Annotated in this window: 25 protein-coding genes; 11 read left to right on the top strand and 14 right to left on the bottom strand. The window is 69.1% G+C overall.

The genetic code is table 11. The features are described from left to right. The first annotated feature begins 44 nt into the window (after positions 1 to 44). Positions 45 to 443 (top strand): RidA family protein, encoded by a 399-nt coding sequence (locus HDA45_RS15845; RefSeq protein WP_184896036.1) that lies wholly within the window; start codon positions 45 to 47, stop codon positions 441 to 443. On the opposite strand, the gene HDA45_RS15840 is transcribed toward HDA45_RS15845, so the two are convergent. Beyond that, complete coding sequence (locus tag HDA45_RS15840; RefSeq protein ID WP_184896034.1) at positions 440 to 1,288, bottom strand: PaaX family transcriptional regulator C-terminal domain-containing protein; 849 nt, start codon at positions 1,286 to 1,288, stop codon at positions 440 to 442. The genes HDA45_RS15845 and HDA45_RS15840 overlap by 4 nt on opposite strands. Before the next feature lie 72 nt (positions 1,289 to 1,360). Between HDA45_RS15840 and HDA45_RS15835 the strand changes: the two genes are divergently transcribed. The 3 genes from HDA45_RS15835 to HDA45_RS15825 are packed head-to-tail and all read left to right on the top strand — an operon-like array spanning position 1,361 to position 2,876. Then, a complete protein-coding gene (locus HDA45_RS15835; RefSeq protein ID WP_184896032.1) occupies positions 1,361 to 2,035 on the top strand; it encodes a cytochrome P450 family protein in 675 nt (224 codons plus the stop codon). 37 nt (positions 2,036 to 2,072) lie between these two features. Beyond that, the gene (locus HDA45_RS15830; protein WP_184896030.1) at positions 2,073 to 2,423 is read left to right on the top strand and encodes a PLDc N-terminal domain-containing protein; all 351 of its coding nucleotides are present in this window, start codon (positions 2,073 to 2,075) and stop codon (positions 2,421 to 2,423) included. Positions 2,424 to 2,459: 36 nt separating this feature from the next. After that, the gene (locus tag HDA45_RS15825; protein WP_184896028.1) at positions 2,460 to 2,876 is read left to right on the top strand and encodes a nitroreductase family deazaflavin-dependent oxidoreductase; all 417 of its coding nucleotides are present in this window, start codon (positions 2,460 to 2,462) and stop codon (positions 2,874 to 2,876) included. 247 nt (positions 2,877 to 3,123) lie between these two features. Here HDA45_RS15825 and HDA45_RS15820 read toward each other — a convergent pair whose 3' ends face one another. Continuing rightward, positions 3,124 to 4,305, bottom strand: a complete 1,182-nt coding sequence (locus HDA45_RS15820) for an acyltransferase family protein (protein ID WP_184896026.1) — start codon at positions 4,303 to 4,305, stop codon at positions 3,124 to 3,126. A gap of 97 nt (positions 4,306 to 4,402) precedes the next feature. Further along, positions 4,403 to 5,737 carry an FAD-binding oxidoreductase gene (locus HDA45_RS15815; protein ID WP_184896024.1) on the bottom strand — a complete coding sequence of 445 codons (1,335 nt, stop codon included), beginning with the start codon at positions 5,735 to 5,737 and terminating at the stop codon, positions 4,403 to 4,405. Positions 5,738 to 5,807: 70 nt separating this feature from the next. Here HDA45_RS15815 and HDA45_RS15810 point away from each other — a divergent pair, with 70 nt between their 5' ends. Next, a complete protein-coding gene (locus HDA45_RS15810) occupies positions 5,808 to 6,692 on the top strand; it encodes a LysR family transcriptional regulator (protein ID WP_184896022.1) in 885 nt (294 codons plus the stop codon). Here the strand turns inward: HDA45_RS15810 and HDA45_RS15805 are convergent. The 3 genes from HDA45_RS15805 to HDA45_RS15795 form a co-directional block, all read right to left on the bottom strand. Beyond that, a complete protein-coding gene (locus tag HDA45_RS15805) occupies positions 6,661 to 7,755 on the bottom strand; it encodes a methyltransferase (protein WP_184896020.1) in 1,095 nt (364 codons plus the stop codon). The two genes, HDA45_RS15810 and HDA45_RS15805, sit on opposite strands and share 32 nt — an antisense overlap. Positions 7,756 to 7,880: 125 nt before the next feature. Then, entirely contained in the window at positions 7,881 to 8,705 is an 825-nt protein-coding gene (locus HDA45_RS15800; RefSeq protein ID WP_184896018.1) for an SDR family oxidoreductase, read from the bottom strand. Then, positions 8,702 to 9,301, bottom strand: a complete 600-nt coding sequence (locus HDA45_RS15795; RefSeq protein ID WP_184896016.1) for an antibiotic biosynthesis monooxygenase — start codon at positions 9,299 to 9,301, stop codon at positions 8,702 to 8,704. Before HDA45_RS15795 ends, HDA45_RS15800 begins: the two co-directional genes overlap by 4 nt. 75 nt (positions 9,302 to 9,376) lie before the next feature. Here HDA45_RS15795 and soxR point away from each other — a divergent pair, with 75 nt between their 5' ends. Continuing rightward, on the top strand, positions 9,377 to 9,823 hold the full coding sequence (soxR, locus tag HDA45_RS15790; protein ID WP_184896014.1) for a redox-sensitive transcriptional activator SoxR: 447 nt from the start codon (positions 9,377 to 9,379) through the stop codon (positions 9,821 to 9,823). Here soxR and HDA45_RS15785 read toward each other — a convergent pair. The 3 genes from HDA45_RS15785 to HDA45_RS15775 form a co-directional block, all read right to left on the bottom strand. After that, complete coding sequence (locus HDA45_RS15785; protein ID WP_184896012.1) at positions 9,813 to 11,033, bottom strand: sigma-70 family RNA polymerase sigma factor; 1,221 nt, start codon at positions 11,031 to 11,033, stop codon at positions 9,813 to 9,815. The two genes, soxR and HDA45_RS15785, sit on opposite strands and share 11 nt — an antisense overlap. Beyond that, complete coding sequence (locus tag HDA45_RS15780; protein ID WP_184896010.1) at positions 11,021 to 11,389, bottom strand: YciI family protein; 369 nt, start codon at positions 11,387 to 11,389, stop codon at positions 11,021 to 11,023. The genes HDA45_RS15785 and HDA45_RS15780 overlap by 13 nt, the downstream gene beginning before the upstream one ends. Positions 11,390 to 11,501: 112 nt before the next feature. Beyond that, positions 11,502 to 12,305, bottom strand: coding sequence for an SDR family NAD(P)-dependent oxidoreductase (locus tag HDA45_RS15775; protein ID WP_184896008.1), 804 nt, complete (start codon positions 12,303 to 12,305; stop codon positions 11,502 to 11,504). An 81-nt stretch (positions 12,306 to 12,386) separates the two neighbouring features. Between HDA45_RS15775 and HDA45_RS15770 the strand changes: the two genes are divergently transcribed. Both HDA45_RS15770 and HDA45_RS15765 read left to right on the top strand, forming a co-directional pair. Further along, positions 12,387 to 12,941 (top strand): TetR/AcrR family transcriptional regulator, encoded by a 555-nt coding sequence (locus HDA45_RS15770; protein ID WP_184896006.1) that lies wholly within the window; start codon positions 12,387 to 12,389, stop codon positions 12,939 to 12,941. 94 nt (positions 12,942 to 13,035) lie between these two features. Beyond that, the gene (locus HDA45_RS15765; RefSeq protein WP_184896004.1) at positions 13,036 to 13,803 is read left to right on the top strand and encodes an SDR family oxidoreductase; all 768 of its coding nucleotides are present in this window, start codon (positions 13,036 to 13,038) and stop codon (positions 13,801 to 13,803) included. A 7-nt stretch (positions 13,804 to 13,810) separates the two neighbouring features. Here HDA45_RS15765 and HDA45_RS15760 read toward each other — a convergent pair whose 3' ends face one another. After that, positions 13,811 to 14,347, bottom strand: coding sequence for a TetR/AcrR family transcriptional regulator (locus tag HDA45_RS15760; protein ID WP_184896002.1), 537 nt, complete (start codon positions 14,345 to 14,347; stop codon positions 13,811 to 13,813). Between the two features lie 77 nt (positions 14,348 to 14,424). On the opposite strand from HDA45_RS15760, the gene HDA45_RS15755 reads away from it, so the two are divergent. Beyond that, complete coding sequence (locus HDA45_RS15755; RefSeq protein WP_184896000.1) at positions 14,425 to 14,919, top strand: DoxX family protein; 495 nt, start codon at positions 14,425 to 14,427, stop codon at positions 14,917 to 14,919. Positions 14,920 to 14,970: 51 nt separating this feature from the next. After that, entirely contained in the window at positions 14,971 to 15,132 is a 162-nt protein-coding gene (locus HDA45_RS15750; RefSeq protein WP_184895998.1) for a hypothetical protein, read from the top strand. An 8-nt stretch (positions 15,133 to 15,140) separates the two neighbouring features. Here the strand turns inward: HDA45_RS15750 and HDA45_RS15745 are convergent, their stop codons facing one another. The 3 genes from HDA45_RS15745 to HDA45_RS15735 form a co-directional block, all read right to left on the bottom strand. Continuing rightward, a complete protein-coding gene (locus HDA45_RS15745) occupies positions 15,141 to 15,848 on the bottom strand; it encodes a hypothetical protein (protein ID WP_184895996.1) in 708 nt (235 codons plus the stop codon). A gap of 657 nt (positions 15,849 to 16,505) precedes the next feature. After that, positions 16,506 to 17,708 (bottom strand): HNH endonuclease signature motif containing protein, encoded by a 1,203-nt coding sequence (locus tag HDA45_RS15740; protein ID WP_378316483.1) that lies wholly within the window; start codon positions 17,706 to 17,708, stop codon positions 16,506 to 16,508. Between the two features lie 444 nt (positions 17,709 to 18,152). Beyond that, complete coding sequence (locus HDA45_RS15735) at positions 18,153 to 19,025, bottom strand: DUF4394 domain-containing protein (RefSeq protein WP_184895992.1); 873 nt, start codon at positions 19,023 to 19,025, stop codon at positions 18,153 to 18,155. Between the two features lie 148 nt (positions 19,026 to 19,173). Between HDA45_RS15735 and HDA45_RS15730 the strand changes: the two genes are divergently transcribed. Continuing rightward, the gene (locus HDA45_RS15730) at positions 19,174 to 19,599 is read left to right on the top strand and encodes a hypothetical protein (protein ID WP_184895990.1); all 426 of its coding nucleotides are present in this window, start codon (positions 19,174 to 19,176) and stop codon (positions 19,597 to 19,599) included. Between the two features lies 1 nt (position 19,600). Here the strand turns inward: HDA45_RS15730 and HDA45_RS15725 are convergent, their stop codons facing one another. Beyond that, complete coding sequence (locus tag HDA45_RS15725) at positions 19,601 to 22,615, bottom strand: AfsR/SARP family transcriptional regulator (RefSeq protein WP_343072075.1); 3,015 nt, start codon at positions 22,613 to 22,615, stop codon at positions 19,601 to 19,603. Between the last annotated feature and the right edge of the window lie 47 nt (positions 22,616 to 22,662).

The following is a 22,662-nucleotide window of genomic DNA, read 5'->3' as shown; positions in this document are numbered from 1 at the left end:
CCCAGGGTATGTCGCGGTATGTACGACCGTCAACGATGCGGGATATGCTGATCCGCATGGAGCGCATCAACCCGCCCGGGCTCGGCCGTCCTTCCGGCTTCTCGCACGCCGTCTCGGCGAGCGGCCGGTTCGTCTTCCTCGCCGGTCAGACGGCTTTGAACGAAGAAAACCGCATCGTCGGCGAAGGGGTGGTCGAGCAGTTCGAACGCGCGCTGTCCAATTTGCTCACCGCGTTGCGCGCGGCGGGCGGGGAGCCGTCGGATCTGTGCAGCGTGACCATCTACATCGTCGACATGGACGACTACAAGGCCCACGCGCGCGAGATCGGCGCCGTGTGGAAGCGGCTGGCCGGGAGCGAGTACCCCGCGATGGCGGGGATCGGCGTCAGCCGGCTTTGGGACGTCGAGGCGCTGGTGGAGGTGCAGGGCTTCGCGGTGGTCTAGGGGAGGGTGTGCGACACGTGCGCGGCCGCGGCCTCGCCCAGTCGCGAGTGCAGCGTGAAGAACAGGTCCGCGGCGCGGATCCCGGCCCAGCCGGCGGGCAGCAGTTCGGCGGGCAGGCCCGGGTCGAGGTACGGCAGCCGCCGCCAGTCGGTCAGCACGCGGACGTAGTCGGCGAACGCCTCGGCCTCGTCCGTGGTCTTGCGCCGCTGCCAGCGCCGGAGCGCGGGCGCGTGCTCGTCGAGGAAGGCGGAGTACAGCGACTCGAGCTGGTCGAGGTCCCACCAGTCGCGGACCTTCTCCCGCACGTCGCCGAACGCGAGGTGCTCGGCGTGGAAGAGGTCGGCGTAACCCTCCAGCTCGAGCCGTCGCAGCATGTCGGAGGTCGCGTCGCGCAGATGCGCGGGCGCGATCCAGACGCCGGACGACGCGGTCCCGAAGCCGAGCCGGGCGAGCTGTGTGCGCAGAACGTGCCTTTTGTGCCTTTCGGCTTCCGGGACGGAGAACACCGCCAGCAGCCACCCGTCGCCGGGGGTGGCGCGTTCGCGGCGGAAGATCCGCTCGTCGCCTTCGCGCAGGATCGCCAGCGCGGTTTCGGAGAGTTCGTACCCGGCCGCCCCGGTCCGGCGGACCGCGGAAAGGATCCCGCGCCGCTTCAAGCGGGAAATGGACGACCGGACGGCGGGTTCCTCGACGTCCACTCCGGCCAGTAGATCGATCAGGGAGCGGACGGAAAGCCAGCCGCCTTCGCCGCGTGAGTAGAGGCCGTACACGGTCACGATCAACTGGCGCGGTTGCGCCGTTCGCCCCGCGCCGTCGACTTCGGTTGTCTCCGACACGGCCGTCACCCGGTCACCATACAACGACGATGAGCTCATGTTTCGGCCGTGACCGAAGCGTTCCGCACTTAGCGTCACGGTATGCGAGACCCACTGATCGAAGCCCCCGTCCCGCCGGTGCCCGAAGCCGTCGAACCGGGTGGTGTCCGCTGGCTGCGCGCGAACGTCGCCCGGTTCAGCCGCCCGGAGGACCACGCGCGGCGCCGCGGGCTCGTGCTCGCCGAACTCGCCCCGATGGGCTCCTTGCGGGACAAGGCGTTCGCGCTCACTTACGCCTTGCGGGAGGAGCCGGTGGACCGGATCCTGTGGACGGTCCCGGTCGCCGTCCTCGCCGCGGAACTCGGTCTCCCGGACGTTTCCCACGACATCGCAACGGTTTCCGCGAGCTACCACCCGCACACCGAAACCGGGCCCGAAGCCGAAGCGGCCATGCGGCGACTGATCGAGGCCTGCGGTGGCGACGTCGACGAGCGGACGGCCGCGCGGATCGGACTCCTGGTGCAGGCCTGCGACGCGACGGCGAAGCTGCTCGGCAAGGCCATGGCGGCCCACCGGCCCGGTGAGGACGTCGCGAGCCTGCTCGACCGGGTCCTGCGCGAGGACCCGCCGGTGCGGATCACCCGGCGGTGGGTCGACGGCGATGTGGTCGAGGTGGACCTGACGGAACGTCCGTTCGGAGCAGGGCCCAAGCGGTGCCCGGGACAGACGCGGGCACTCGACGTGGCCGCGGGAATTCTTGACGTCCTCCTGTGCTAATACTTACCCCGGCAATCCGGAACTGGGGAGTTTTTCGATGCTGTATTTCAATGGTTTCTTCGGCGTTCTCACACTCGGCCTGTGGATCTTCTGCATCGTCGACGTGATCACCACGGACGAAGGATCGTGCCGCAACATGCCCAAGGGGATGTGGTTGCTGCTGGTGCTGATCGTCCCGCTGATCGGCTCGATCGTGTGGCTGGTCGCCGGCCGCCCGCAGCACGCCGCCCGGACCCCGCGCGGCCGTTACGAACGCGAGAGCCCGGCGTTCCCGGAGTACGACCGGCCGGGCCGGTTCGCCGCGACGAGCGCCGAGGACGACGAAGAGTTCCTGCGCAAATGCCGGGAGCGCGCCGAAGCGCAGCGCCGCAAGGCCCGCGAAGACTGAGTAGCCTCGGCCGGGGAGATCCACACAGGAGGAAAGATGTCCGAAACGCTCGACTGGAACAAGAACATCATCAAGGAATTCCGGGAGAACGAGGGGAAGGTGGGCGGCATGTTCGAGGGCGGCTCCCTGCTGCTCCTCACCACCACGGGGGCGAAGAGCGGCGAGCCGCGCACCTCGCCGCTCGTGTACGCGATGGAAGACGGCAACTACCTCATCGCCGCGTCGTACGCCGGATCGGACAAGAACCCGGCCTGGTACCACAACATCGTGGCGAACCCGAAGGTCACCCTCGAGGTCGGCACGGAGAAGTTCGACGCGACGGCGACCGTCGTACTCGAAGACCGCGCCGAGCGAGACCGTCTCTACGCGAAGATGGTCAGCACGATGCCGGGCTTCGCCGAATACGAGAAGAAGACCGATCGGGTGATCCCGGTCGTCACGATCTCCCGCTGACTCACGCGTTCAGTCCTCTCGTGGCGGTAGTTCGTGCTACGAACGACCGCCACCAGAGGACTTATTGGAGGGTCAGTCAAAGGTGGGGTGTTCGTGGGCGGAGCCGGCGACGGGATGAAGGCCTCCTTCGCCGCGTCCGATGCGGAGCGGCCGTGTCGCGAAAGCCACTTTCGGGACATCAGGCGTCCCGAAAGTGGCTTTCGCGACACCCCGGAAGTCTGCCCTTCTGCTCGATAAACGCAGGTGTTCAGCGCGCGCCGCTGGGGGCCTCGACGGCGCTCGGCCGCTGGAGTTCGGCTTCGGCTGCTCGCAGCGCCTTGCGTTCCTGGCGGCGCGCGATCAGCTTCTTGCCGGTGACGATCATCGGCTGCTCCACCCAGCGGTGGATCAGGTCCGCGATCCCCAGCCCCACCGCGAACACGGTCAGCGCGCTGATCATCCGGTGTTCGCCCAGCGGCGGGATCGCCGCGACCACTGCGAAGTGCACCGGGCCCTGCAGCAGGTAGAGCGAGTACGAGCGCTCACCGACGAAACGCATCACCCTGGTCGCCAGCAGCCAGCGCAGCGGCCCCGGCGAGACCAGCACGACCAGCAACATCGCCGAGAGCAGGCCGTAGGCGATCAGCAGGCCGAGGTTGCTGCCGGTCTCCCACCACAGGCTTTCCATGTTGACGTGCAGTACGGCGAAAGCGCCGAACACCGGGATCGCCGCGAGCGGATGGGTCAGCGGTTTGATCACCGCGTAGGACCGGCGGTAGTGCATCGCGATCGCCAGCACGCAGCCGATCAGCAGGATCGCGTAGTGCACCGTCGAGCGGTAGATCGGCACCTGCGGCCCGTTGAGCACCCAGCCGCTGGTGACCCCCACCAGCCCCGCCATCAGCGCGAACGCGGCGAACGCCAGCGCGAGCTTGCGCCAGGCCGCGGCCAGCCCGACGGCGCCCGCGACCACCAGCAGGAACGGCCAGACCAGGTAGAACTTCTCCTCGATGCCCAGCGTCCACGAGCCGCTGAAGAAGTTGTCCGCGCCGTCCGGCTTGCTGCCGGGCAGGAACTCGTTGAAGAACGTCAGGTAGTACTTCAGCGCGTGCGGGAACTCGCGGGTGAAGAATTCGCCGCGCAGCCACACGAACACGACGATCCCGCCGAGGATCACCAGGTACGGCGGCAGGATCCGGAACACCCGGCGCAGGTAGAACGCCGAAAGCGAGATCCGGCCGGTCCGGTCCTGTTCACGCAGCAGGAGCGTCGTGATCAGGAAGCCGGACAGCACGAAGAAGATGTAGACACCGACCCAGCCGGACAGCCAGCTCCACTTCGGACCCGCGAAGTGGAAGAGGATCACGATGGTGGCCGCGATCGCGCGCAGCCCGTCGAGCGCGGGGAACCGACGCATGGCGAGGAACTCGTCATGGTCCAAAGTGCGCACAGTGCCCCCTAATGGCGGTATCGGCCCGGAAGTATACGGGTGCCGCCCACTGCGCCTTCGCGCCGGATAGGGGCCTCCTACCAGCGGATTTCGGAGATCACCCAGCGTCACGCGCCGGTTCGACGTTATGGGTGAGCCGGAACCGGTTCGCCGGGTCGACGGCCGCCTTGATCTCGGCGAGCCGTCGCAGGTCCGCCGCGGAGTACACCCGGGACGCTTCCTCGCCCGGGCCGCTCTCGCCGTAGACGAAGGTCAGCAATTTGCCTGTCGACCAGGGCTTCAGCGCGTCGAACAGCTTTCCGTGGGCGCTCCGGATCTTCGCGATCGAAGCGTCGTCCACCACGGACAGTGCCCGGACGGTGAACCGGGCTTCGCGATCCCAGCCGACGCCGGGGTGCTCGGGCGTGTCGGACAGCGCGCCACCGAGCAGGTCGAGCAGGACGACCGTCGGTACCGGTGCGTCCGGGCCCGCGTGCTCGAGGATCGCGTCGAGCATGGCGTCGTTGAGTTCGGACACGGTGGCGTTGTCGGCGCGGTAGCCGTGCGGGAACGGCGGCTCGTTCGCGATCTTGCCGGATTCGGTGAACGGGATCTCGGCGAGTGTGTCGCCCAGCGTCGCCGCGGCGGCGCGCAAGGGCGCGACCAGGCGTTCGCCCTCGGCGGCGTCGCCGAGATAGGCGATCCGGATCTGGGCGACGTGCTGCCCGCGCAGCGGCTCGGGCAGCATCGGCAGATCCGGCATCGGGACCATGCCCAGCGACGAGGTCATCTCGCGCGGCATCTCCGCCGCCCAGTCGCGCCAGGCACGGAGCACCGTGGCGAGCGACTCGGTGCCGAATTGCAGGCTGCCGCCGTACAACCGGGTGACCGGGACGAGCCGGAACTCGAGCGCGGTGACGATCCCGAAGTTGTCGCGGCCGCCGCGCAGCGCCCAGAAGAGGTCCTGCTCGGTGTCCGGGGTGGCGCGCCGGAGCTCGCCGTCCGCGGTCACGACCTCGATGGCCGTCACCTGGTCGGCGGCCAGCCCGTACTTGCGGCCGAGCAGGCTGAACCCGCCGCCGAGCGTGTAGCCGACGACGCCGACACCGGGGAAGGAGCCGCTCAGCGGCGCCAGCCCGTGCTCGGCGGCCGCTTCGATCACCGCGCCCCAGCGCACACCCGCGTCGACCCTGGCGATCCCGGCGTCGATCCGGATCCCGGTCATCCGCTGGGTGGTGACGAGGACACCGCCCTCGAAGGGGATGCCCACGCCGTGCCCGGTGGAGTGCACGGCGACCGGGAGGTCGTGCTCGCCGGCGTGGCGGACGGCTTCGACGACGTCCGCGGCCGAAGCGGCGGCCACGATGACGTCGGGACGGCGGGATACGGCGGTCTGGAAGCCGGCGAGTTCGGAGTCGTACCCGGAATCGCCGGGGCGGAGCATCGTGGTCATGAGACCAGGATGGTCTCGATTCAGTCATAAGTCCAAGATCTGGTTTGTCTGGGAACTATAATCATCGGTTATGGAACTGCGTCAGCTCGAATACTTCGTCGCGGTGGCCGAGGAGGCCAACTTCACCCGCGCCGCCGAGCGGCTGCACGTCGCGCAGCCCGGCGTCAGCGCCCAGATCCGCCGTCTCGAACGCGAACTCGGCCAGCCGCTGCTCGACAGGTCGGCGAGGGCGGTGCGGCTGACCGAGGTCGGCGCCGCCGCGCTGCCGCACGCGCGGGCCGCGCTCGCCGCCGTCGCCGGGGTGCGGCAGTCGGTCGACGATCTCACCGGCCTGGTCCGCGGCCAGGTCGCGATGGGCATGGTGTCCTCGCGCGGTCCGGTCAACCTGCCGGATCTGCTCGAGCGCTTCCACGAACGCCATCCCGCCGTGGACATCACGCTCGCCGAGGCGACCTCCGACGTCCTGCTCGCGGGCGTCGCCGACGGCCGTTTCGACATCGCGCTGATCGGGCTCTCCGGCGAACCGCCGCCGGGAATCGGTTTCGAGGTCGTCCTCGACGAGCCGCTCGTCGCCATCTCCGGGCCGGACGATCCGCTCACCGGGCAGGCCACGATCACGCTGTCGGAACTGGAAAGCCGTTCGCTGGTGAGCCTGCCGAAGGGCACCGGCATGCGCGCGATCGTCGACGCGGCCTTCCTGGCCGACAGCGCGCGGCCCAGGGTGACGCTGGAGGCCGGCGACCCGAACGTCGTCGCCGAACTGGTCGGACGCGGGCTCGGCGTCGCCGTGGTGCCGATGTCGCTGGCGACCTACTACACGAAACTGCACGCCATGGAGATCACGCGGCCCGCCGGGTTGCGCGCGAAACTGGCGCTGGCCTGGCGGACGGAGGGGCCGGTCAGCCCCGCCGCCCGCGTGTTCATCAGTCAGGCACGGGCGCTGCTCGGGCTGTGAGCCGCCAAAGCGTGGTCACCTCCTTCGCGCGAGCGGCGTGCAGCGGATCGCGTGGATCGGTGGCCCGCGGATGTCTCGGCCTCGTGTCCTCCCGGCCCCGGACTTCGAGGCCGGAACGCTCGAACGCCGCGAGGAGCCGCTCGCGCGTGCGAAGGCCCAGCAGTTCGGCGAGGTCGGAGAGGATCAGCCAGGCCTCCCCGCCCGGTTCGAGGTGCCGGGGCAGCCGATCCAGGAACGCGTGGAGCATCCGGCTTCCCGGGTCGTAGACGGCGCGTTCGAGCGGCGTGTGCGCACGGGACGGCAGCCAGGGCGGATTGCAGACGACCAGCGGTGCGCGTCCTGGCGGGAACACGTCCGCCTCGAGGGTTTCGAGTCCGCTGAAACCGAGCCGCCCGAAGTTCTCCCGCGCGCAGGCGAGCGCCCGCGGCTCGTTGTCCGTCGCCACCACGCGCCCCACCCCGCGATGGGCGAGGACCGCGGCGAGCACGCCCGTCCCGGTGCCGATGTCGAACGCCAGTTCCTTGGTGGGCAAGGGAGTTCTGGCGACCAGATCGACGTACTCGCCGCGGACGGGGGAGAAGACCCCGTGGTGCGGATGGATCTTCGCGCCGAGCGCCGGGATCTCGACGCCTTTCATACGCCATTCGTGCGCGCCGACGACGCCGAGCAACTCCCGCAGCGACACCAGCGACGCGGTTTCCGAAGGCCCGTACGCCTCGGTGCAGGCCACCCGGACATCCGGACCCCGGCGCAACGGCAGGACATGCCCGGGATCCAGCGGGACCAGCAGCCCGCCGAGGATCCGCGCTCGGCGGGACTGATGGTTTCGCTGCTCCTGGAAGGGTTTCCCGGCCGCCGTGCCGCAACGGCGGGACAGCGCGGACAGGAGGTTCCGCGCGTTCGGGTAGTCGCCGTGCCAGACGAGACCGGTGCCGGCCACGGCGAGCCGATACGCCTCGTCGGCGGTGATCGCGTCGTCGACGGCCACGACGTTTCGGGGCGGTTTCGAGCCGACGGTGGTCAGCCAGCGCCGACCACCGTCCTTTGTGGACAGGGGGTTCATGGTTTCCGTTCCTGGATTCGCCCGCGGCGAAGGAACCCCGCGGGCGTCGCTCGTCGGGGGACAAGGTCAGGAACGGCGGCTAGTGGACCGCCGCGGCATGAACCGGTGTCGACACGAAGCCGAGTTTACCGGAACGCGCCGGCGTGCTCGGCGGCCCAGACCTCGAAGTCCAGCCCCGGCCTGCCGGTGACGTCCTGGACGGTCGTGGTGACCTCGCCCGGTTCCGTCATCAGGTCGCGCATCCCGGTCAGCATGGTGTCGACGATGAAGTCCGGCGTCTTCGCGAGCAGGGCCGCGCGCGCTTCTTCCAGCGGGATCTCCTCCCAGCGTGCCGGACGGTCCGCGGCCTCGCCGAGGATCCGCACCTGCTCGATCTGCGTCATCGCCCGCGGGCCGGTGAGCGAGTACTTCGCGCCCGCGTGCCCGTCGCCGGTCAGCGCTTCGACGGCCACCGCGGCCATGTCCTTCTCGTGGATCAACGGCAGCGACGCTTCGCCGTACGCGCCACGGACGACGCCGTCCGCGCGGATCGACGGCGCCCAGCCGAGGGTGTTGGCCGCGAAACCGTGCGGCCGCAGGAAAGTCCAGTCCACGCCGGCGGCTTCGATCGCCTCCTCGACCACGCGATGCCAGGCGCCGATGGCGTTGTCCTGCTCCGCCACGGAATCGTCGACGGCGGCCGAAGAAAGGAACACCACGCGCTTCACCCGCTCCCCGAGCAGGGACACGGTGGGCACCAGTGCTTCGGCGGATCCGGCGAGCATCAGGAACACCGTGTCGACGCCGTCGAGCGCCGGTGCGATCGTCTCGGGTTTCGTCAGGTCGCCACTGACACCGCCGGGTGGCGGAGTCCGGCTCAGCGGCCGGACCGGGACGTCTCGCGCCCGCAACTGGGCGACCACCTGCGAGCCGACGTTGCCCGTCGCACCGGCGACCAGGATCGGCTTCATGCCGCCACCGCCGTCACCGAAGAGATGATCGGGCGGTACCGCTTGACCGACCCGCCCGACATCCCCGGGTACGTCTGCACCTTCTGCCACGCGCCCGTCGTGCCGATGCCGTTGGCGCCCGGTGCCGCGAGCGCGGCGACATGCGCTTCGGCGCCGGTCCATTCGGCGTAGTTCAGTACGCGTGTCCCGTCGGAGCTCACGTGGAAGTAGCCCGAGATCCCGCCTTCCGGACGCGCGGGCTCCGAGGCCAGCGCCGCGAAGACGAGGTCGATCCAGTCCCGTTGCCGTTGTTCGTCGGGCCCCTCGAACTCGACCGAGACGATCACCAGGCAACCGGGCGCACCCTCGCCGCGTTCGCCGCGGTAAAGGTGGAAGACGGGCGCGCCGTCCAGGTCTTCGATGGCGTCTTCGCTGGTCCACTGCTCGTAGGTGAAGGCGCCGTCGTGATCGATGCCCTCGTACGCGGTGAAGGAGACGAGCCCTTCGCCCCGGCGCTTCTCGAACGCCGCCAGGGCCGCTTCGGCACTCGGCCATTCCCGCGCCACCGCCGCCAGCTCGCCGTCCGGCGTCGGCCAGTGTCCTTTGTGGATGGTCATTCGGAGATCCCCTCTTCGGTCATGCCTCCAGCATGGAACTTAAACAAGGGTTCAAGTCAAGCTAGGCTGGCGGACATGTCCGAACCGCCGTCCGAACTCACCATCGGTGAGTTGTCGCGGCGCAGCGGCGTCGCCACCTCCGCTCTGCGGTTCTACGAGCGTCAGGGCCTCATCCGCAGCAGGCGTACCAGCGGAAACCAGCGCCGGTACCCGCGCGGCGCGCTCCGGCTGGTGGCCTTCATCCGCGCGTCGCACCACCTGGGCATCCCGCTCGAGGTGATCGGCGGGGTGCTCGACCTCCTGCCCGAAGGCGCCGAGCCGGATCGGTTGTTCTGGCAGCGCGCTTCCGCCTGCTGGAGCGCGGAACTCAACAAACGCATCGAGCAGCTGGAGTGCATGCGCGACCGGTTCACCGAATGCATCGGCTGCGGTTGCCTGTCGTTCGAGCAGTGCGTGCTGGTCAACCCTGGCGACGTCCTCGCCGCGAAAGGGCCCGGTCCGGCGCGGCTGATCAGCGACTGACCGCGGCCAGTTTCCGTTCCAGCAGCCGTCTTTCGGCGCTGTTGCCCGCTCGCTGGATCGCCACGTCGTACTCCCGCGCCGATTCCGCCCCGCGGCCGACGCGATGCAGCAGATCCGCGCGGATGGCGTGGTAGAGGTGGTAATCGTCCAGTTCGAGGCCGTCGATCACGTCCAGCGCCACTTCGGGGCCGTCCACCTCGGCCACCGCGACGGCCCGGTTGAGCGCGACGATCGGCGTCGGGTTCGCCGCCAGCAGCAGGTCGTAGAGCTGGACGATCTGCGACCAGTCCGTGCTCCCCGTGTCGGCGGCGTCGCTGTGGACGGCGTTGATCGCCGCTTGGAGCTGATACGGGCCGGGCTGGTTCCGCCGCAGGCAGGCGCGGACCAGCGCCTGTCCTTCGGCGATCAGCTCCCTGTCCCACCGTGACCGGTCTTGCTCGGTGAGCAGGACGACGTCGCCGTCCGGGCCGGTGCGGGCGGCGCGGCGGGACTCGGTGAGCAGCATCAGCGCCAGCAGCCCGGTGGCTTCCGGCTCGTCGGGCATGAGCCCGGTCAGCAACCTGCCGAGCAGGATCGCCTCGGCGCACAGGTCGTCCCGCACCAGGCGTTCGCCCGAACTGGCCGTGTAGCCCTCGTTGAACACGAGGTAGATCACCGCGAGCACCGAACGCAGCCGATCCGGCAGGTCGGCGTCACCGGGGACGCGGTACGGGATCTTGGCGTCGCGGATCTTGCCCTTCGCCCGGACCAGCCGTTGCGCCATCGTCGTCTCGGGAACGAAGAACGCGTGCGCGATCTCGCCGGTGGTCAGCCCGCCCAGCAGTTTCAGCGTAAGCGCGACCTGCGTGGTGAGGGCCAGCGCCGGATGGCAGCAGGTGAAGATCAGCCGTAGGCGGTCGTCGCGCACCGGGCCCTCCTCCGCTGGTTCGTCGTCGGCGTTGAGCAGCGCGGCCTGGGCGTACTTGTCGTCGCGCGCGGCTTCCCGGCGCAGACGGTCGACGGCCTTGTTGCGGGCGGTCGTGATGATCCAGCCCGCCGGGCTCGGCGGTGGGCCGCTGGACGGCCATCGGTCCACCGCCTCGGCGAAGGCGTCCTGGACCGCGTCTTCGGCGATGTCGATACTGCCGAAGACGCGGACCAGCACGGATACCGCGCGGCCGTATTCCTCGGTGAAGACACGGCCGATGTCCTCGTTGGTCAGGGAACGCACGAAGGGTCTTCCACACCCTGGAACGGCCGCACCTCGACCGGAAGATAGGTGATCTCGGCGACCCGGCTGCCCCATTCGAGTGCGGCGTCCAGATCCGGTACCTCGACGATGGTGAAGCCTCCGAGATGCTCCTTACCCTCGACGTAAGGACCGTCCGTCATGGCGATCTCGCCGTTCTCCTTGGCCTTGAGCACGGTGGCCGTGGTCGGCGGGTGCAGTCCGGCGGCGAACACCCAGACGCCGGCCGTCTTCATCTCGTCGTTGAGCGCCTGGATCTTGCGCATCACCGGTTCGAGCACCTCCGGCGGCGGGACGGGGCCGTCGGGGTGGTAGAGGCTGATCAGGTACTGGGTCATGGCGTCCTCCTCAATCGAGCGGTTCGTCACTCCTTATACGAAGGGCGCCCCGCCGATTCGACAGTCGCGGCGATCTTTCCTGGTTTCTTCTCGCCGCGCACATCGGCGCAGGTCAGCCCTGGTCGGCACTCGCGGCTCCTCGCAGGAGCCGTCGCGTCGCGGCGTGGAGACGCTCGGCCTCGTCAAGATCGACCTCGTCGATCGTGAGCCGCTTGTCGCGCTGATACGCGCTCAAGGGTGCTTCGGGCCGGTTCCGGATGAGGTCGAGCATCGGCAGGATCGCTTTCTCGGTGGGTGTGCCCAGGAGTTTCGCGAGGACGCCGACCAATGCCCGCGATGTCCTGCCGAGCGCGCCCTGGTGGCTCGTCCGGACGAATCCCGGGTTGTAGAGCACGTATCGCACATGTTCGGAGGCGAGCCGGGACGCGGACAACAGGCCCATCCGGCGGCTCTGCAGGTTCGCCGCCTTCCAGGTGAAACCGCTCGAGAGCTGGAAGTCGTCCCATCGGATGGCGTCCTTCGGCGCGCCGGGGACGGTGGTGTCGAGGATCAGCGGCCGCTCGGCGGCACCGAGCACTCCTTGGAGCTCCGACGCGAAGACATGCCTGCTCAGGTAGTACAGCGCGAACGTGTGCTCGAAGCCTTCGCCGGTCAACTGCCGGTCTCGATGCACGTATGCGGCGCCCAGCACCAGCGTGTCGACGACGGGGAAGCGTTCGGCGATCTCCTGGGTGGCGCGGAAGTTCTCCGACACCTCGCGCAGGTCGGCCTGGATGAAATGCGCGTCGCCCGGCAGTTCGCGAAATTTCGCCTCACTGCGGCCGACCACGACGACGGTGTGGCCCGCGCGCAGCCTGTCGGCGGCCAGCGCGCGGCCGAGGCCGTCGGTTCCCCCGGTGATCACGATCGTGGACATGGTCTCCTCCTGTTCCGGAACACTTGATCCGGAACATCACCGTATCCGAAACATGAGTTCCGGAACAGGTAGGATCCGCTCATGACCACTTCGCGACGTCAACGCTGGGACGCGGTGCGGAACCGCGGCCAGGTGCTGGAGGCCGCGCGTGAGTGCTTCGCCGAACGCGGTCTCGCGACCGACGTCCGGGAGATCGCGCGCCGGGCCGACGTCGGCGTCGCCACCGTCTACCGGCACTTCCCCACCAAGGACGACCTGGTCAGAGCGGTGTTGGAGGACGATGTCGCCGAGTGGGAGGCCGTCTCCGAGAACGCGAAAGCGGCTGAAGACGCTTGGGAGGGGATCAGCCTCGTCGTCGAGCGGACGCTGGCGATGATGGCCCGGCATCGGGCGTTCCTCGACGGGCTCACCGTCACCGAAGGCGCTCTCGACGCCTGTCGCGCGCATCTCGCCGAGAGTCTCGACGGGTTGGTCGAACGCGCGCGACGGGAGGGACGTCTGCGGGACGACATCACGTCGGCGGACATCGGCCTGCAGATCCTCGCGCTCGGCCGGATCGTCGAACTGACCGCCGGGCAGGGCGACGACGTCTGGCGTAAGCACGCCGGGCTCGTCCTCGGCGCGTTCGAGGCCTGACTGGTACTGCCGGACCCAGGCTGAACAGACCGTGCCATCTCTCCTCGTGGGCCGGTTACCTGGACTCAGAACGAGTCCACAGAGGAGAGACAAGATGACGAACATCCAGGCACGGCACGAAAACAGGGTCGCCGTCGTCACCGGTGCGTCCAGCGGGATCGGCGAGGCGACCGCACGGCGGCTCGCCGCCTCGGGTGCGGCTGTCGCGCTCATCGCCCGTCGCACGGACAGGCTGGAAATGCTCGCCAAAGAGATCGAGGGGGACGGCGGTACCGCACTCGTCCTCGCGGCCGACGTCGCCGACGCCGGGGCGATGCGGGCCGCGGCGGCCGAGGTCGAGGCGAAACTGGGCCGCGCGGACCTGCTGTTCAACAACGCGGGCGTGATGCTGGCCGCGCCGATCGACGAACTCGCCACCGATGACTGGCAGCGCATGATCGACGTCAACCTGACGGGTCTGATGAACGCGATCGGCGCGTTCGTCCCGCATCTGGTCGCTTCGGCGGCCGAAAAGGGGGTCGCCGATCTGGTGAACACCTCGTCCATCGGTGCTCAGGGCATCTTCCCGTCCTTCGCCGTATACGCCGCTTCGAAGGCGTACGTCACGCACCTGTCGAAGAACCTTCGTGCCGACCTCGGCCCGAAGCACGTGCGGGTCGCGGCGATCGAGCCAGGTCTGGTCGAGACCGAGCTGCAGGGCCACGTCACCGACGCCGGCGCGCTGGAGTGGCTCGACGGCATGCGCGGGACGCTGACCTGGCTGAAGGCGGACGACATCGCCGAGACCGTGGCTTTCCTGACCTCGCTCCCGGCGAGGGTGAACCTGCAGCAGGTCACCATCGTGCCCACCACGCAGGTCTGAGCCGCGTTCAGGGGAACAGGATCCGGGCGATCGCGCGGGCGGCGGTGTCCGGATCCTCGAGGTGCTCGGCGCGCAGCGCGCCGGTGAGCCACAGGTTGGCGAAACCGTGCATCAGCGACCACGCGGCGACGCCGGCCATCTCGTCGTCACTGACCGATGAGGCGCCGCTGGTCAGCAGGAGCCCCGCGCGGTCACGGGCCGCCGTCAGTGCCGCGTCGTCCTCGCGGTGGAGTTCGGGACGGAACATCACCTCGAAATGCGCGCGATGCTCGATCGCGAAGCGCACGTAGGCGACACCGACCTCGACGAAGTCCTGCCCGCTCTCGACGGCGAGCGCGTCCGCGAGCAGGTCGAATCCCTCGGCGGCGAGTGCGGTGAGCACCCCGGCCTTGTCGCCGAAGTGGTGTACCGGCCCGGCGTGCGAGACCCCGGCTCGCCGGGCGAGGTCGCGGAGGCTGAGGCCGGCCGGGCCGTGTTCGGTGACGGCCGCGACGGCGGCGTCGAGCACGGCCCGGCGGAGGTCACCGTGGTGGTACGGACTCATGCCCGCGAATCTAGTCATTGACAAGATGGGCCGCAAGGGCGCATCTTGTCAGTGGAAAGTTTCGCTGCTCGGAGGGCATGGTCATGGATCCCGGTCTCGTACCCGTACTGATGTTGGTCGCCGTCACGGCGACGTTGTCCCTGCTGGGAGCCGTCGGCGTCCGGCGGCTGAAGCCCTGGCCGGTGGCGGTGCGCGGCGGCGTCGCGGCACTGTTCGTCACGACCGGGCTCGCGCATTTCATCGGCATGCGCGAGGAACTCGTCGCGATGGTGCCGCCCGCGCTGCCTGCGCCCGGGCTGCTGGTCACCGTCACCGGTGTCCTCGAACTCGCGGGCGCCGCCGGCGTGCTGTGGTCGCGTACGGCGCCGTGGGCCGCCGCCGGGCTGACCGTCCTGCTGCTGGGGATGTTCCCGGCGAACGTCTACAAGGCGGTGAACGGGCCGGTGACGTCGGTGATGGACGAACTGGTGCCGAGGAGCCTGATGCAGGTGGTCTTCCTGGCGGCGACGGTGTCCTTGGTGGTGTATTACGCGCGTACGCCGAACAGACCCTTTGCCCAAAGGAGACCTTAAGTCTTTCCCAAGTCCGCGCACCGTTCGCGGTGACGGCCCTACCATCTGAGAATGAAGATCTCATTGTGGATCGGATTCTGTGGGCTGTGCATCCTCGCCGGGCACATGCTTCTCGGTGCGGTCGGTGTCGTACTGCTGATGAGCTGCCTCCCGGCGGGGCGCGACCACGAATCCGGTGACAGGGCGGGAAAAGCGCCCGCGCGACTGGCCTGAGGGAAACCTCAGCCCAAGGTGCTCGCGAAAGCGAGCGCGCCCAGAACCGGAACGGCGAGTACCGTGAGCAAAACCGTCTTCCGGCTCGGTTTGGGACTTTCCAGTAATACGCCGACACCGGCCGGGACCAACGCGACACAAAGCCCGGCGGTGCCGATGATCGACACGATTTCGGTTCCCTTCAACACGCCGAGCGGCAGCAGTCCCATCGTCGCCAGCCCGATCGACCGGACGACGCCGAGCGCTTTCGTGCGATAGGCGGCGAAAGCGAGTACGTACCAGCCGAACATGATGGTGAACGACAGGAAACTGAAAAGATGCAGATCCTGATATGACTCACTGACCACGCTCTCGGCGAAAGAGGCTCCACGCCGCTCGGTGAGCCCCAGCGCGGCCTGGTCGATCCCGGCGTGGAAGGTCCGCTCGAAGAGTCCTATTAGGACGAACAAGCCGCCCCAGGTGGCCAGTACGGGCTTGGTCCGGCCGATCTTCGTGGCGAGCGCGAGGATCGCGGGCCACAGCAAGACGTTGCCCGCCAGGAAACACGTGTAGGCGGCGGTCATCAGCGCCGGATGGTCGCCCATCGCCCTGAGCTGATCGGGGAAGAAGAAGTTGAACCGGGACCGCAGCAGCGTTCCGGTGAGCAGCAGGACCGGGCCGAGGACCATCGAGACCGCGGTGACGCGGCGGCCGGGGAAGACGTAGTCGGTTTTCATGACCGTGAGCCTGCCGATCCGTGTTCGTTCCCGGATCGGCTCGAGGTCTGTACTTCGGGCTCAGACCGTGGGTGGACTCTTGGGTGGGTGTTGGGTAGCTGTCGCCGGGTTTCGGCGATGGGGCGGGGTGGTGGGGTCCTGTTGGTGGGGTGGGTTGCGGCGGCGTGGGAGCTTGGCCGGTAGCCGTTTTTCGGCAACGGGTTGGCATGGAGGGGGCTCCGTTGGACTCGCGAGCGGTAGCCGGTTTCCGGCGATGAGCCGGGACGTGGGGCGGCTCTCTTGGTGGAGCGGGCCTCACGGCTGGGCGACTGGCGGCAATGGGTAGGGGAGCGGTGGTCGTTTTCGGCGATGAGCCGGGGGTGGTGGGGTTTCGTTGGTGCGGTGACGTTGGAGTTCGGCCGGTAGCCGTTTTTGGCAACGGGTTGGCACGGAGGTGAGCTCCGTTGGGGAGGGAACGGTCGCCGGTTTTCGGCGATGAGCCGGGGCGGAGGTGGGCTCCGTTGGTGGGGTGGCTCACGGCTGGGTAGCTGGTGGCGTTGCGGAAGGGAGCGGTAGGCGGTTTCGGCAACGGTGGAGTTCCGCTGGCGAAACGGCTCATGACCGCGCAAGCTGGCCGCGCTAGGGAAGAGAGCGTTAGCCGTTTTTCGGCGACGGTGCTCAGAACGGTGGTGGTTCCTCGGCTGGGGGTGCCTCCGGGCGGGGTTCGTGCAGCGGTGGGGGTGTGCTGTCGTAACTCTGCCCGGTCGGCGTGGTGACAGTCAGAGTGCCATCAGACGCGAGCCGGTAGATCCAGCCCGGTTCGTCTTTCAACCGATGATCTCGGCGGCACAGGTCGATCAGCTCATCTGTGTTGGTGTGCCCACCGAACTCCCACGGCACCGAGTGGTCGATATCGCAGGCCTGAGCCGGTCGGTGACAGCCCGGTCTTCGGCACTCACGATCCCGCACCCGAACAAACTCGCCCTGCCCGGCTGACGGCCGGTATCGGTTGCGGCCCAGGTCCAGAACCTGCCCGGACAACGGATCGGTGATGATCCGCCGCAGCACAGTGTCCGCACCGGTCGCGATCTCCCGGGCCAGTGTGGCGGGAACATGGCCGTGCCCGGCCAGCTCTGCCGGTTCGTCGTTCACCCCGAGGTAGGTGAACAGGTCCATGTAGAGGAACACCTCGGTACGTTCGGTCTTCCCGCCCTGGCCGCCCAGCAGGAGATCGAGCGCCACGTCGGCACGGAGTTGGTCGAGGGTGCGGGTCTCGCTGCCGGTCTTCAACGCCCGCGCCTCACGATCGATCCGCACATAAGCCGCGGCGACCTTCTCGACGGGGCCGTCCTCGACCTCGATCGACGCCACCCCCGTCTCCCCGTGGCGCACGGTCAATCGGCGGCCGTCGCGTTGCCGTTCGGTACGCCTGCCCGCGCCCTCGCGGTCGACGGTGATCGCCGCATGCCCCGCTGCTTTACGGATCTGCTCGGAATTCTTGTCCTCCAATCGATCCTCCAGCAGAGCATCAGCCGCGAGGGCGTCCTCGTCCGATAGCCACGCGGTCGCGGCGGCGACTTTCATCGCGCCGAAGCCGCTGAGTTTGCCTTGGTCCATCAATCCCAGGGTGCGGGGCAGGCGGGTGGTCAACGCTTCGGCCGCGGCGACCATCGCACCCGCGTGATTGTCCACAAGAGACAACGCGAACGCGACTTCCTGCACCACGCTCCGCGCACCCTCACGATGCCGTGACAACTGCGCCAGCGCCCGGAACCGCACCGCCTCCAACCGCGCGATATCAGCCGACACCGCCTGCGCCAAAGCGACACACTCCTCGTCACCCAACGTGCGAGGATCGGGCATTTCCTTCAATACAGCCAAAGAAGTATCCACCCGACAAACCTACAACCAGCCACCGACAATTCCGGATCCTGCGGCCGCCGGGAGGTGTTGCCGGTTTCCGGCAATAGGTGGGCGTGTGATCGGCCGCCGGCGGTTCTCGACTTCGCGCTTCCGGGAGGTGTTGCCGGTTTCCGGCAATAGGTGGGCATGTGACCGGCCGCCGGCAGCTCCCGACCCCACACTCCCGCGAGGCGTCGCCGGTTTCCGGCAATAGGTGGGCGTGTGACCGGCCGCCGGCAGCTCCCGACCCCACACTCCCGCGAGGCGTCGCCGATTTCCGGCAACAGACGAACACGAGGCATCATCGAGAAAGCGACCATCGCCGAATTCCGGAAACGGAACTGTTCGGTATCCGGCCAAGGCCAAGGCCAAGGCCAAGGCCAAGGCCAAAGCCGAGACCGAACACCGAACAGCACCACTCGCTCAGTAAGCCGTGTCGAGAGCGACCGCGATGTCACCGATCGGCAGCGGGAAGTCGCCGACCTTGGTCGCCGCTCCGGTCAGCAGGTTGACGGTGTAGAGCGTCGAAGGCGGCGGTCCGGCGGCCGGGTTGAGCACGGCGAACGCGCTCACCGAGGTCGTCTTGCCGTTGGTCAGATCGCTGAAGATGTCGAAGCCCGCGATCGGGCCGGCGTCGACGCCGAGCGCCCCGGTGGGGCTGAGGAGCCCGTTGTTGGCCGGTGCCTGGATGAGCACCTGGTCGGTGGCCGTGCCGATGTCGAACAACGTGGTGGCGGTGTCGGGGTTGAGGTCGTTGTTCGTGTAGGCGGCGGCCGTGACCCCGTGGGTCCGCCCGGGTGCGGGAGGTGTGGTCAGGGCGGTGTCTTCGACCGTGGTGCCCCCGATGTTGTGCCGCAGGTTCTGGCCGTTGTCGCTGATCACCCGGAGCCGGTCGGCCGCCGGGTTGAAGTCGACGCCGAAGTCCTTGCCGTACAGCGGAATGGTCAGTTGCGAGACCTTCGTGACGACGACGTCCGGCGTCTTCGGCGGGGTCGAGATCGTGTAGATGCAGCCCTTGTTCCCCACCCCGTACAGCAGACCGTCCTGTACCCGGAAGTCGATCCCGATCAGATAGGTCTCCCCGCAGGTGAGTCCCTGCACGAGCCGGACCCAGTTGAGTACCTGGGGTGTGGCGGTGTTGAAGTAGGCCATCAGCTTGCCGTCCGACGAGATCGCGAACGCCTCCGGTCCGGCCGCTTGCGCCGAATTCGCGCTCCCGGTGCCGGCGACGAGCGCCGCCGCGACGGACACCGTGGTGGCCGCCGCGATCAAGGCTTTCTTGAGTCGTGCCCTCATCCGTACTCCCCTCAACGGAAAACAGTGCGCCCCAAGCTATTCGGCGGCACTGGACGGCCATTGGACGTCGGTTGGACCCGGCGTCCGGCGGCTTGCGGACGGCCGGGGCCGGGGGAACAGTGGGAGGACAACGGATTCAGGGGGAGCGATGACGCTCAAGAAGATGCTCGCCGGTTCGGTGATCCTGTGCGCCGGGCTCACGTTCGTCGCCACCGGCGAGGCGAACGCGGCCAGGGAATGCGCCTCCGGCGCCAAGGTCATCAAACCGGTCGTACTCGAGGACCCGGGGAAATGGACCTACACGTTCGACCTTTCCTGGTGCGCGAACGGCGGAACGATCGTCTGGGCCGAGCCGTCGGTGACGGCGCGGGTGCACAGTTCCGCCTGCCGCTGGGTCGGCCGGATCGAGGAATCCTTGGGCGGGAAACCGAACAGCTCGGTCTGGCAGGCCTACGACATGAGCGAGTTCTCCTGCCTGGACAGCAAAGGCAAGGAACACGGCGTCAACCCGTGGGTCGTCGTCACCTTCGACCCGGCGGGCGGGTACGAAAGCCGTAGCGACGTCGCCGCCTGACTCAGGCGCGGAGGATCGCTTCGACGGCCGCGGCCGCCCGTCTTCGTAGCGCGCCGTAGCCTGCCCGTTCGGCGAGGGCGAGCGCTTGGCGGGCCTGGCCGAGGTCGCCGGTGGCGACGGCGAGGCCGATGAGCGCGTCGGCCTCGGGGTAGCGGTCGCCGGTTTCCCTCAGCAGCGCCAGCGCCTGCCGGTACCGGCGGACGGCGTCCCGCCGGTGACCGGCGCGATGGTGCACGCTCGCGAGCGCGACGAGCACCTCGCCCTCGCCTCGCGGTTCGCCGGTCTCGTGCGCCAGCCGCAGCCCGTCGCGCGCGTGGGTGAGCGCGTCGGCGAGACGGCCGAGATCGCAGTACGCCGAGGCGAGCCTGCCGAGCGTTTCCGCCTCCCCGGCGCGGTTCCCGGCCTCGCGATGCAGGGTGAGGGCCTCGGCGAGCAGTCCGGCCGCTTCGCTGACCCGCCCGCGGGCGTGCTGCACCTGGCCGAGGTTGCTCAGGTTGATCGCTTCCCCGTAGCGCGAACCGATCCGGCGATACCGGCGCAGGGCCCGGGCGTAGTGCTCGGCCGCCCTGGGCAGATCGCCCATCTCCCAGTGGACGAGCCCCAGATTGCCCAGCGCCACGGCTTCCCCGGCCGCCCTGCCGGCGCGTCTGCTCAACTCCAGCCCCCGGGAGAACCGCGCCGCGGCGGCCGGAAGCCGTCCGGACTGCCAGTACGCGCAACCGAGGTTGCCCAGCACCGCGGCCTGCGCCTCCACCCAGCCCGCCCGCCGGGCGAGCATCAGCGCGCCGGTGTAGTACCGGACGGCCTCCCGGTATCGCCCTTGGCGGAAACTCAGGTCGGCCAGGCTGAACCTGGCGGCCGCGCGGGCACGCGGATCGCCGTCCTCCTCGGCGGCGGACAGCGCGGCCGCGGCGGCCGCCCGCCATTCCACCTGGCGCAGGGACATCCAGAAGTAGCCGCGCAGCGCGTCGGCCAGCAGCCAGGCCATCGGACGCGGCCCGATCCGCGCCGCGTCCTCGATGACGGCGACGAGGTTGCCCAGTTCGGTCTCCAGCCAGTCCGCCGCGTTCTCCTTCACGGCGGCGGGGATCGGCCCGTCGGGCACCGAAAGCGGAAGACGGAACATGTGCGGGTACGCCAGTTTCGCCGCGTTGTCGACGGCACGCAGGTACCACTCGTGCAACCGGCCGCGGGCGGATCCGATCTCGGCCGGGGATTCCCGCGCTTCCAGGCGATCGGCGGCGTAGCGCCGGAGCAGGTCATGGAAGTGGTAGCGGTCCGGCGCGTGCTGTTCGACCAGATGCGCGCCCGCGAGCGCGTCCAGCATCGGGCCCGCCTGCCCCGAGCCGGTGAGGATCTCGACCGCCTCGACGCCCATGTCGTTGCCCGGCACCAGGCTCAGCAACCGGAACAGGCGGCTCGTTTCCGCGGGCAAGGCCCGGTAAGAGAGGTCGAAGGCCGTCCGGATGGCGATCTGTTCGTCGCCCGGAACGGTGAGCGCGGCGAGCAGGTTGCCCTTGCGCAACTCGACGGAGTAGTCCTCGATGCCGTTCCCGGGATGGTCGGCGAGGTTGGCCGCGGCGATCCGCAGGGCGAGCGGCAGGTACGCGCACAGTTCGGCCACCTCGGCGGCCGCTTCGCGTTCGGCCTTGATCCAGTCTGCGCCGAGCACCCGCGCGAGCAGTTCCAGTGCCTCACCGGGGTCGAGCATGCCGAGGGTGAGCCGCCGGGCGCCGTGGAAGGCGACCAGACCGGCCATCCGGTCGCGGGCGGTCACCAGCACCAGGCAGCCGGGACCGGCGGGCAGCAGCGGCCGGACCTGGTCCACGCGAGCGACGTTGTCCAGCAGTACCAAGGCCTTCCGGTCGGTCATCAGCGTCCGGTACAGCGCGGACGCGGTCTCCGTGTCCGCGGGCAGACGTTCGGCGGGGATCTCCAGCGCGGCGAGGAAGCGGGTGAGCACTTCGAGCGCTGTCGCGGGCGGGCCGGGCGAATGGCCGCGCAGGTTCGCGTAGAACTGGCCGTCGGGGAACCGGTCCTTCACGCGGTGCGCCCAGTGCACGGCGAGCGCCGTCTTCCCGGCGCCCGCGGTACCCGTGATGGCCGCGAGCGCCACGGCGCCGCCGACACCGCCGGACCTCGGCACCAGTTCGTCCAAAATGGACAGTTCGGTGGTCCGGCCGGTGAACCCGGGCGGTTCGGCGGGCAACTGCCGGGGGACCCGGGCGCGGGGACGCGGGGACGGGAGCGGCTCGCCGTCGTCGAGCAGGGCGGCGTGCGCCGCGAGGAGTTCGGGTCCCGGTTCGACACCCAGTTCCTCCACGAGCCGCTCGCGAACCTCCTGATAGAGCCGGAAAGCCGTCGCCCGCTGACCCGCTCCGTGATACGCGCGGATCAGCCGGGCCTGGGCGGGCTCGTCCAGTGGCTGGTCGGCGGCGGCTTCGACCAGTTCGGTCAGCACTTCGTCGGCGGCGCCGATGGCGAGCATCGCGTCGCCGTACCTGGCGAGCAGCGCACGACGTTCCGCGATCAGGGCCACGACCTTCGGATGTGTTGCGAGCAAAGGGATATCGGCCAGTGGTTTCCCGTGCCACCAGCGCAAGGCCTCGCCGAACAAGGCCGCGGCACGGCCCGTCTCGCCGTCGCGCTGGGCGTCGTTCGCCTCGGCGACGAGCCCGCGGACGTGGGGAAGATCGACCTCGACGGCCTCCCGGCGCAGCGCGTATCCACCGCCGACATGCGGCAGGATCTCGCTCCCGGACCGGGACGGACGGCCGGGTTCCAGCAGCCGCCGAAGATGTTTGACGTGCGTCTGCAGGACGTTCACCGCGCTGCGTGGCGGCCGTTCACCCCAGAGCGCGTCCACCAGGTCCTGCTTGGACATCGCCTCGCCGCCGGCGAGTACGAGCAACCCCAGGACGGCACGGCGGCCCGGTGGGCCGAGATCGAGTTCCGCCCGGTCGAGCCACACGCGCAACGAACCCAGCACCTGGATCCGCACAGCCGTCGGCGCCACCGGTGGGAACGTAGCGAGCCATCCCGCCCCGCACAAGGACGAACCGC

It is taken from the genome of Amycolatopsis umgeniensis, assembly GCF_014205155.1.
Lineage (GTDB): Bacteria > Actinomycetota > Actinomycetes > Mycobacteriales > Pseudonocardiaceae > Amycolatopsis > Amycolatopsis umgeniensis.
Note: the sequence above shows the minus strand (reverse complement) of the source record. Positions and strands in the feature narration are given on the sequence as shown.

Coding starts and splice junctions, on each gene's coding strand:
- HDA45_RS15845 (WP_184896036.1), top strand. CDS start 45: ATGCTGATCCGCATGGAGCGCATCAACCCGCCCGGGCTCGGCCGTCCT.
- HDA45_RS15835 (WP_184896032.1), top strand. CDS start 1,361: ATGCGAGACCCACTGATCGAAGCCCCCGTCCCGCCGGTGCCCGAAGCC.
- HDA45_RS15830 (WP_184896030.1), top strand. CDS start 2,073: ATGCTGTATTTCAATGGTTTCTTCGGCGTTCTCACACTCGGCCTGTGG.
- HDA45_RS15825 (WP_184896028.1), top strand. CDS start 2,460: ATGTCCGAAACGCTCGACTGGAACAAGAACATCATCAAGGAATTCCGG.
- HDA45_RS15815 (WP_184896024.1), bottom strand. CDS start 5,737: ATGACCACGATGCTCCGCCCCGGCGATTCCGGGTACGACTCCGAACTC.
- HDA45_RS15810 (WP_184896022.1), top strand. CDS start 5,808: ATGGAACTGCGTCAGCTCGAATACTTCGTCGCGGTGGCCGAGGAGGCC.
- HDA45_RS15805 (WP_184896020.1), bottom strand. CDS start 7,755: ATGAACCCCCTGTCCACAAAGGACGGTGGTCGGCGCTGGCTGACCACC.
- HDA45_RS15800 (WP_184896018.1), bottom strand. CDS start 8,705: ATGAAGCCGATCCTGGTCGCCGGTGCGACGGGCAACGTCGGCTCGCAG.
- HDA45_RS15795 (WP_184896016.1), bottom strand. CDS start 9,301: ATGACCATCCACAAAGGACACTGGCCGACGCCGGACGGCGAGCTGGCG.
- soxR (WP_184896014.1), top strand. CDS start 9,377: ATGTCCGAACCGCCGTCCGAACTCACCATCGGTGAGTTGTCGCGGCGC.
- HDA45_RS15780 (WP_184896010.1), bottom strand. CDS start 11,389: ATGACCCAGTACCTGATCAGCCTCTACCACCCCGACGGCCCCGTCCCG.
- HDA45_RS15775 (WP_184896008.1), bottom strand. CDS start 12,305: ATGTCCACGATCGTGATCACCGGGGGAACCGACGGCCTCGGCCGCGCG.
- HDA45_RS15770 (WP_184896006.1), top strand. CDS start 12,387: ATGACCACTTCGCGACGTCAACGCTGGGACGCGGTGCGGAACCGCGGC.
- HDA45_RS15765 (WP_184896004.1), top strand. CDS start 13,036: ATGACGAACATCCAGGCACGGCACGAAAACAGGGTCGCCGTCGTCACC.
- HDA45_RS15760 (WP_184896002.1), bottom strand. CDS start 14,347: ATGAGTCCGTACCACCACGGTGACCTCCGCCGGGCCGTGCTCGACGCC.
- HDA45_RS15755 (WP_184896000.1), top strand. CDS start 14,425: ATGGTCATGGATCCCGGTCTCGTACCCGTACTGATGTTGGTCGCCGTC.
- HDA45_RS15750 (WP_184895998.1), top strand. CDS start 14,971: ATGAAGATCTCATTGTGGATCGGATTCTGTGGGCTGTGCATCCTCGCC.
- HDA45_RS15745 (WP_184895996.1), bottom strand. CDS start 15,848: ATGAAAACCGACTACGTCTTCCCCGGCCGCCGCGTCACCGCGGTCTCG.
- HDA45_RS15735 (WP_184895992.1), bottom strand. CDS start 19,025: ATGAGGGCACGACTCAAGAAAGCCTTGATCGCGGCGGCCACCACGGTG.
- HDA45_RS15730 (WP_184895990.1), top strand. CDS start 19,174: ATGACGCTCAAGAAGATGCTCGCCGGTTCGGTGATCCTGTGCGCCGGG.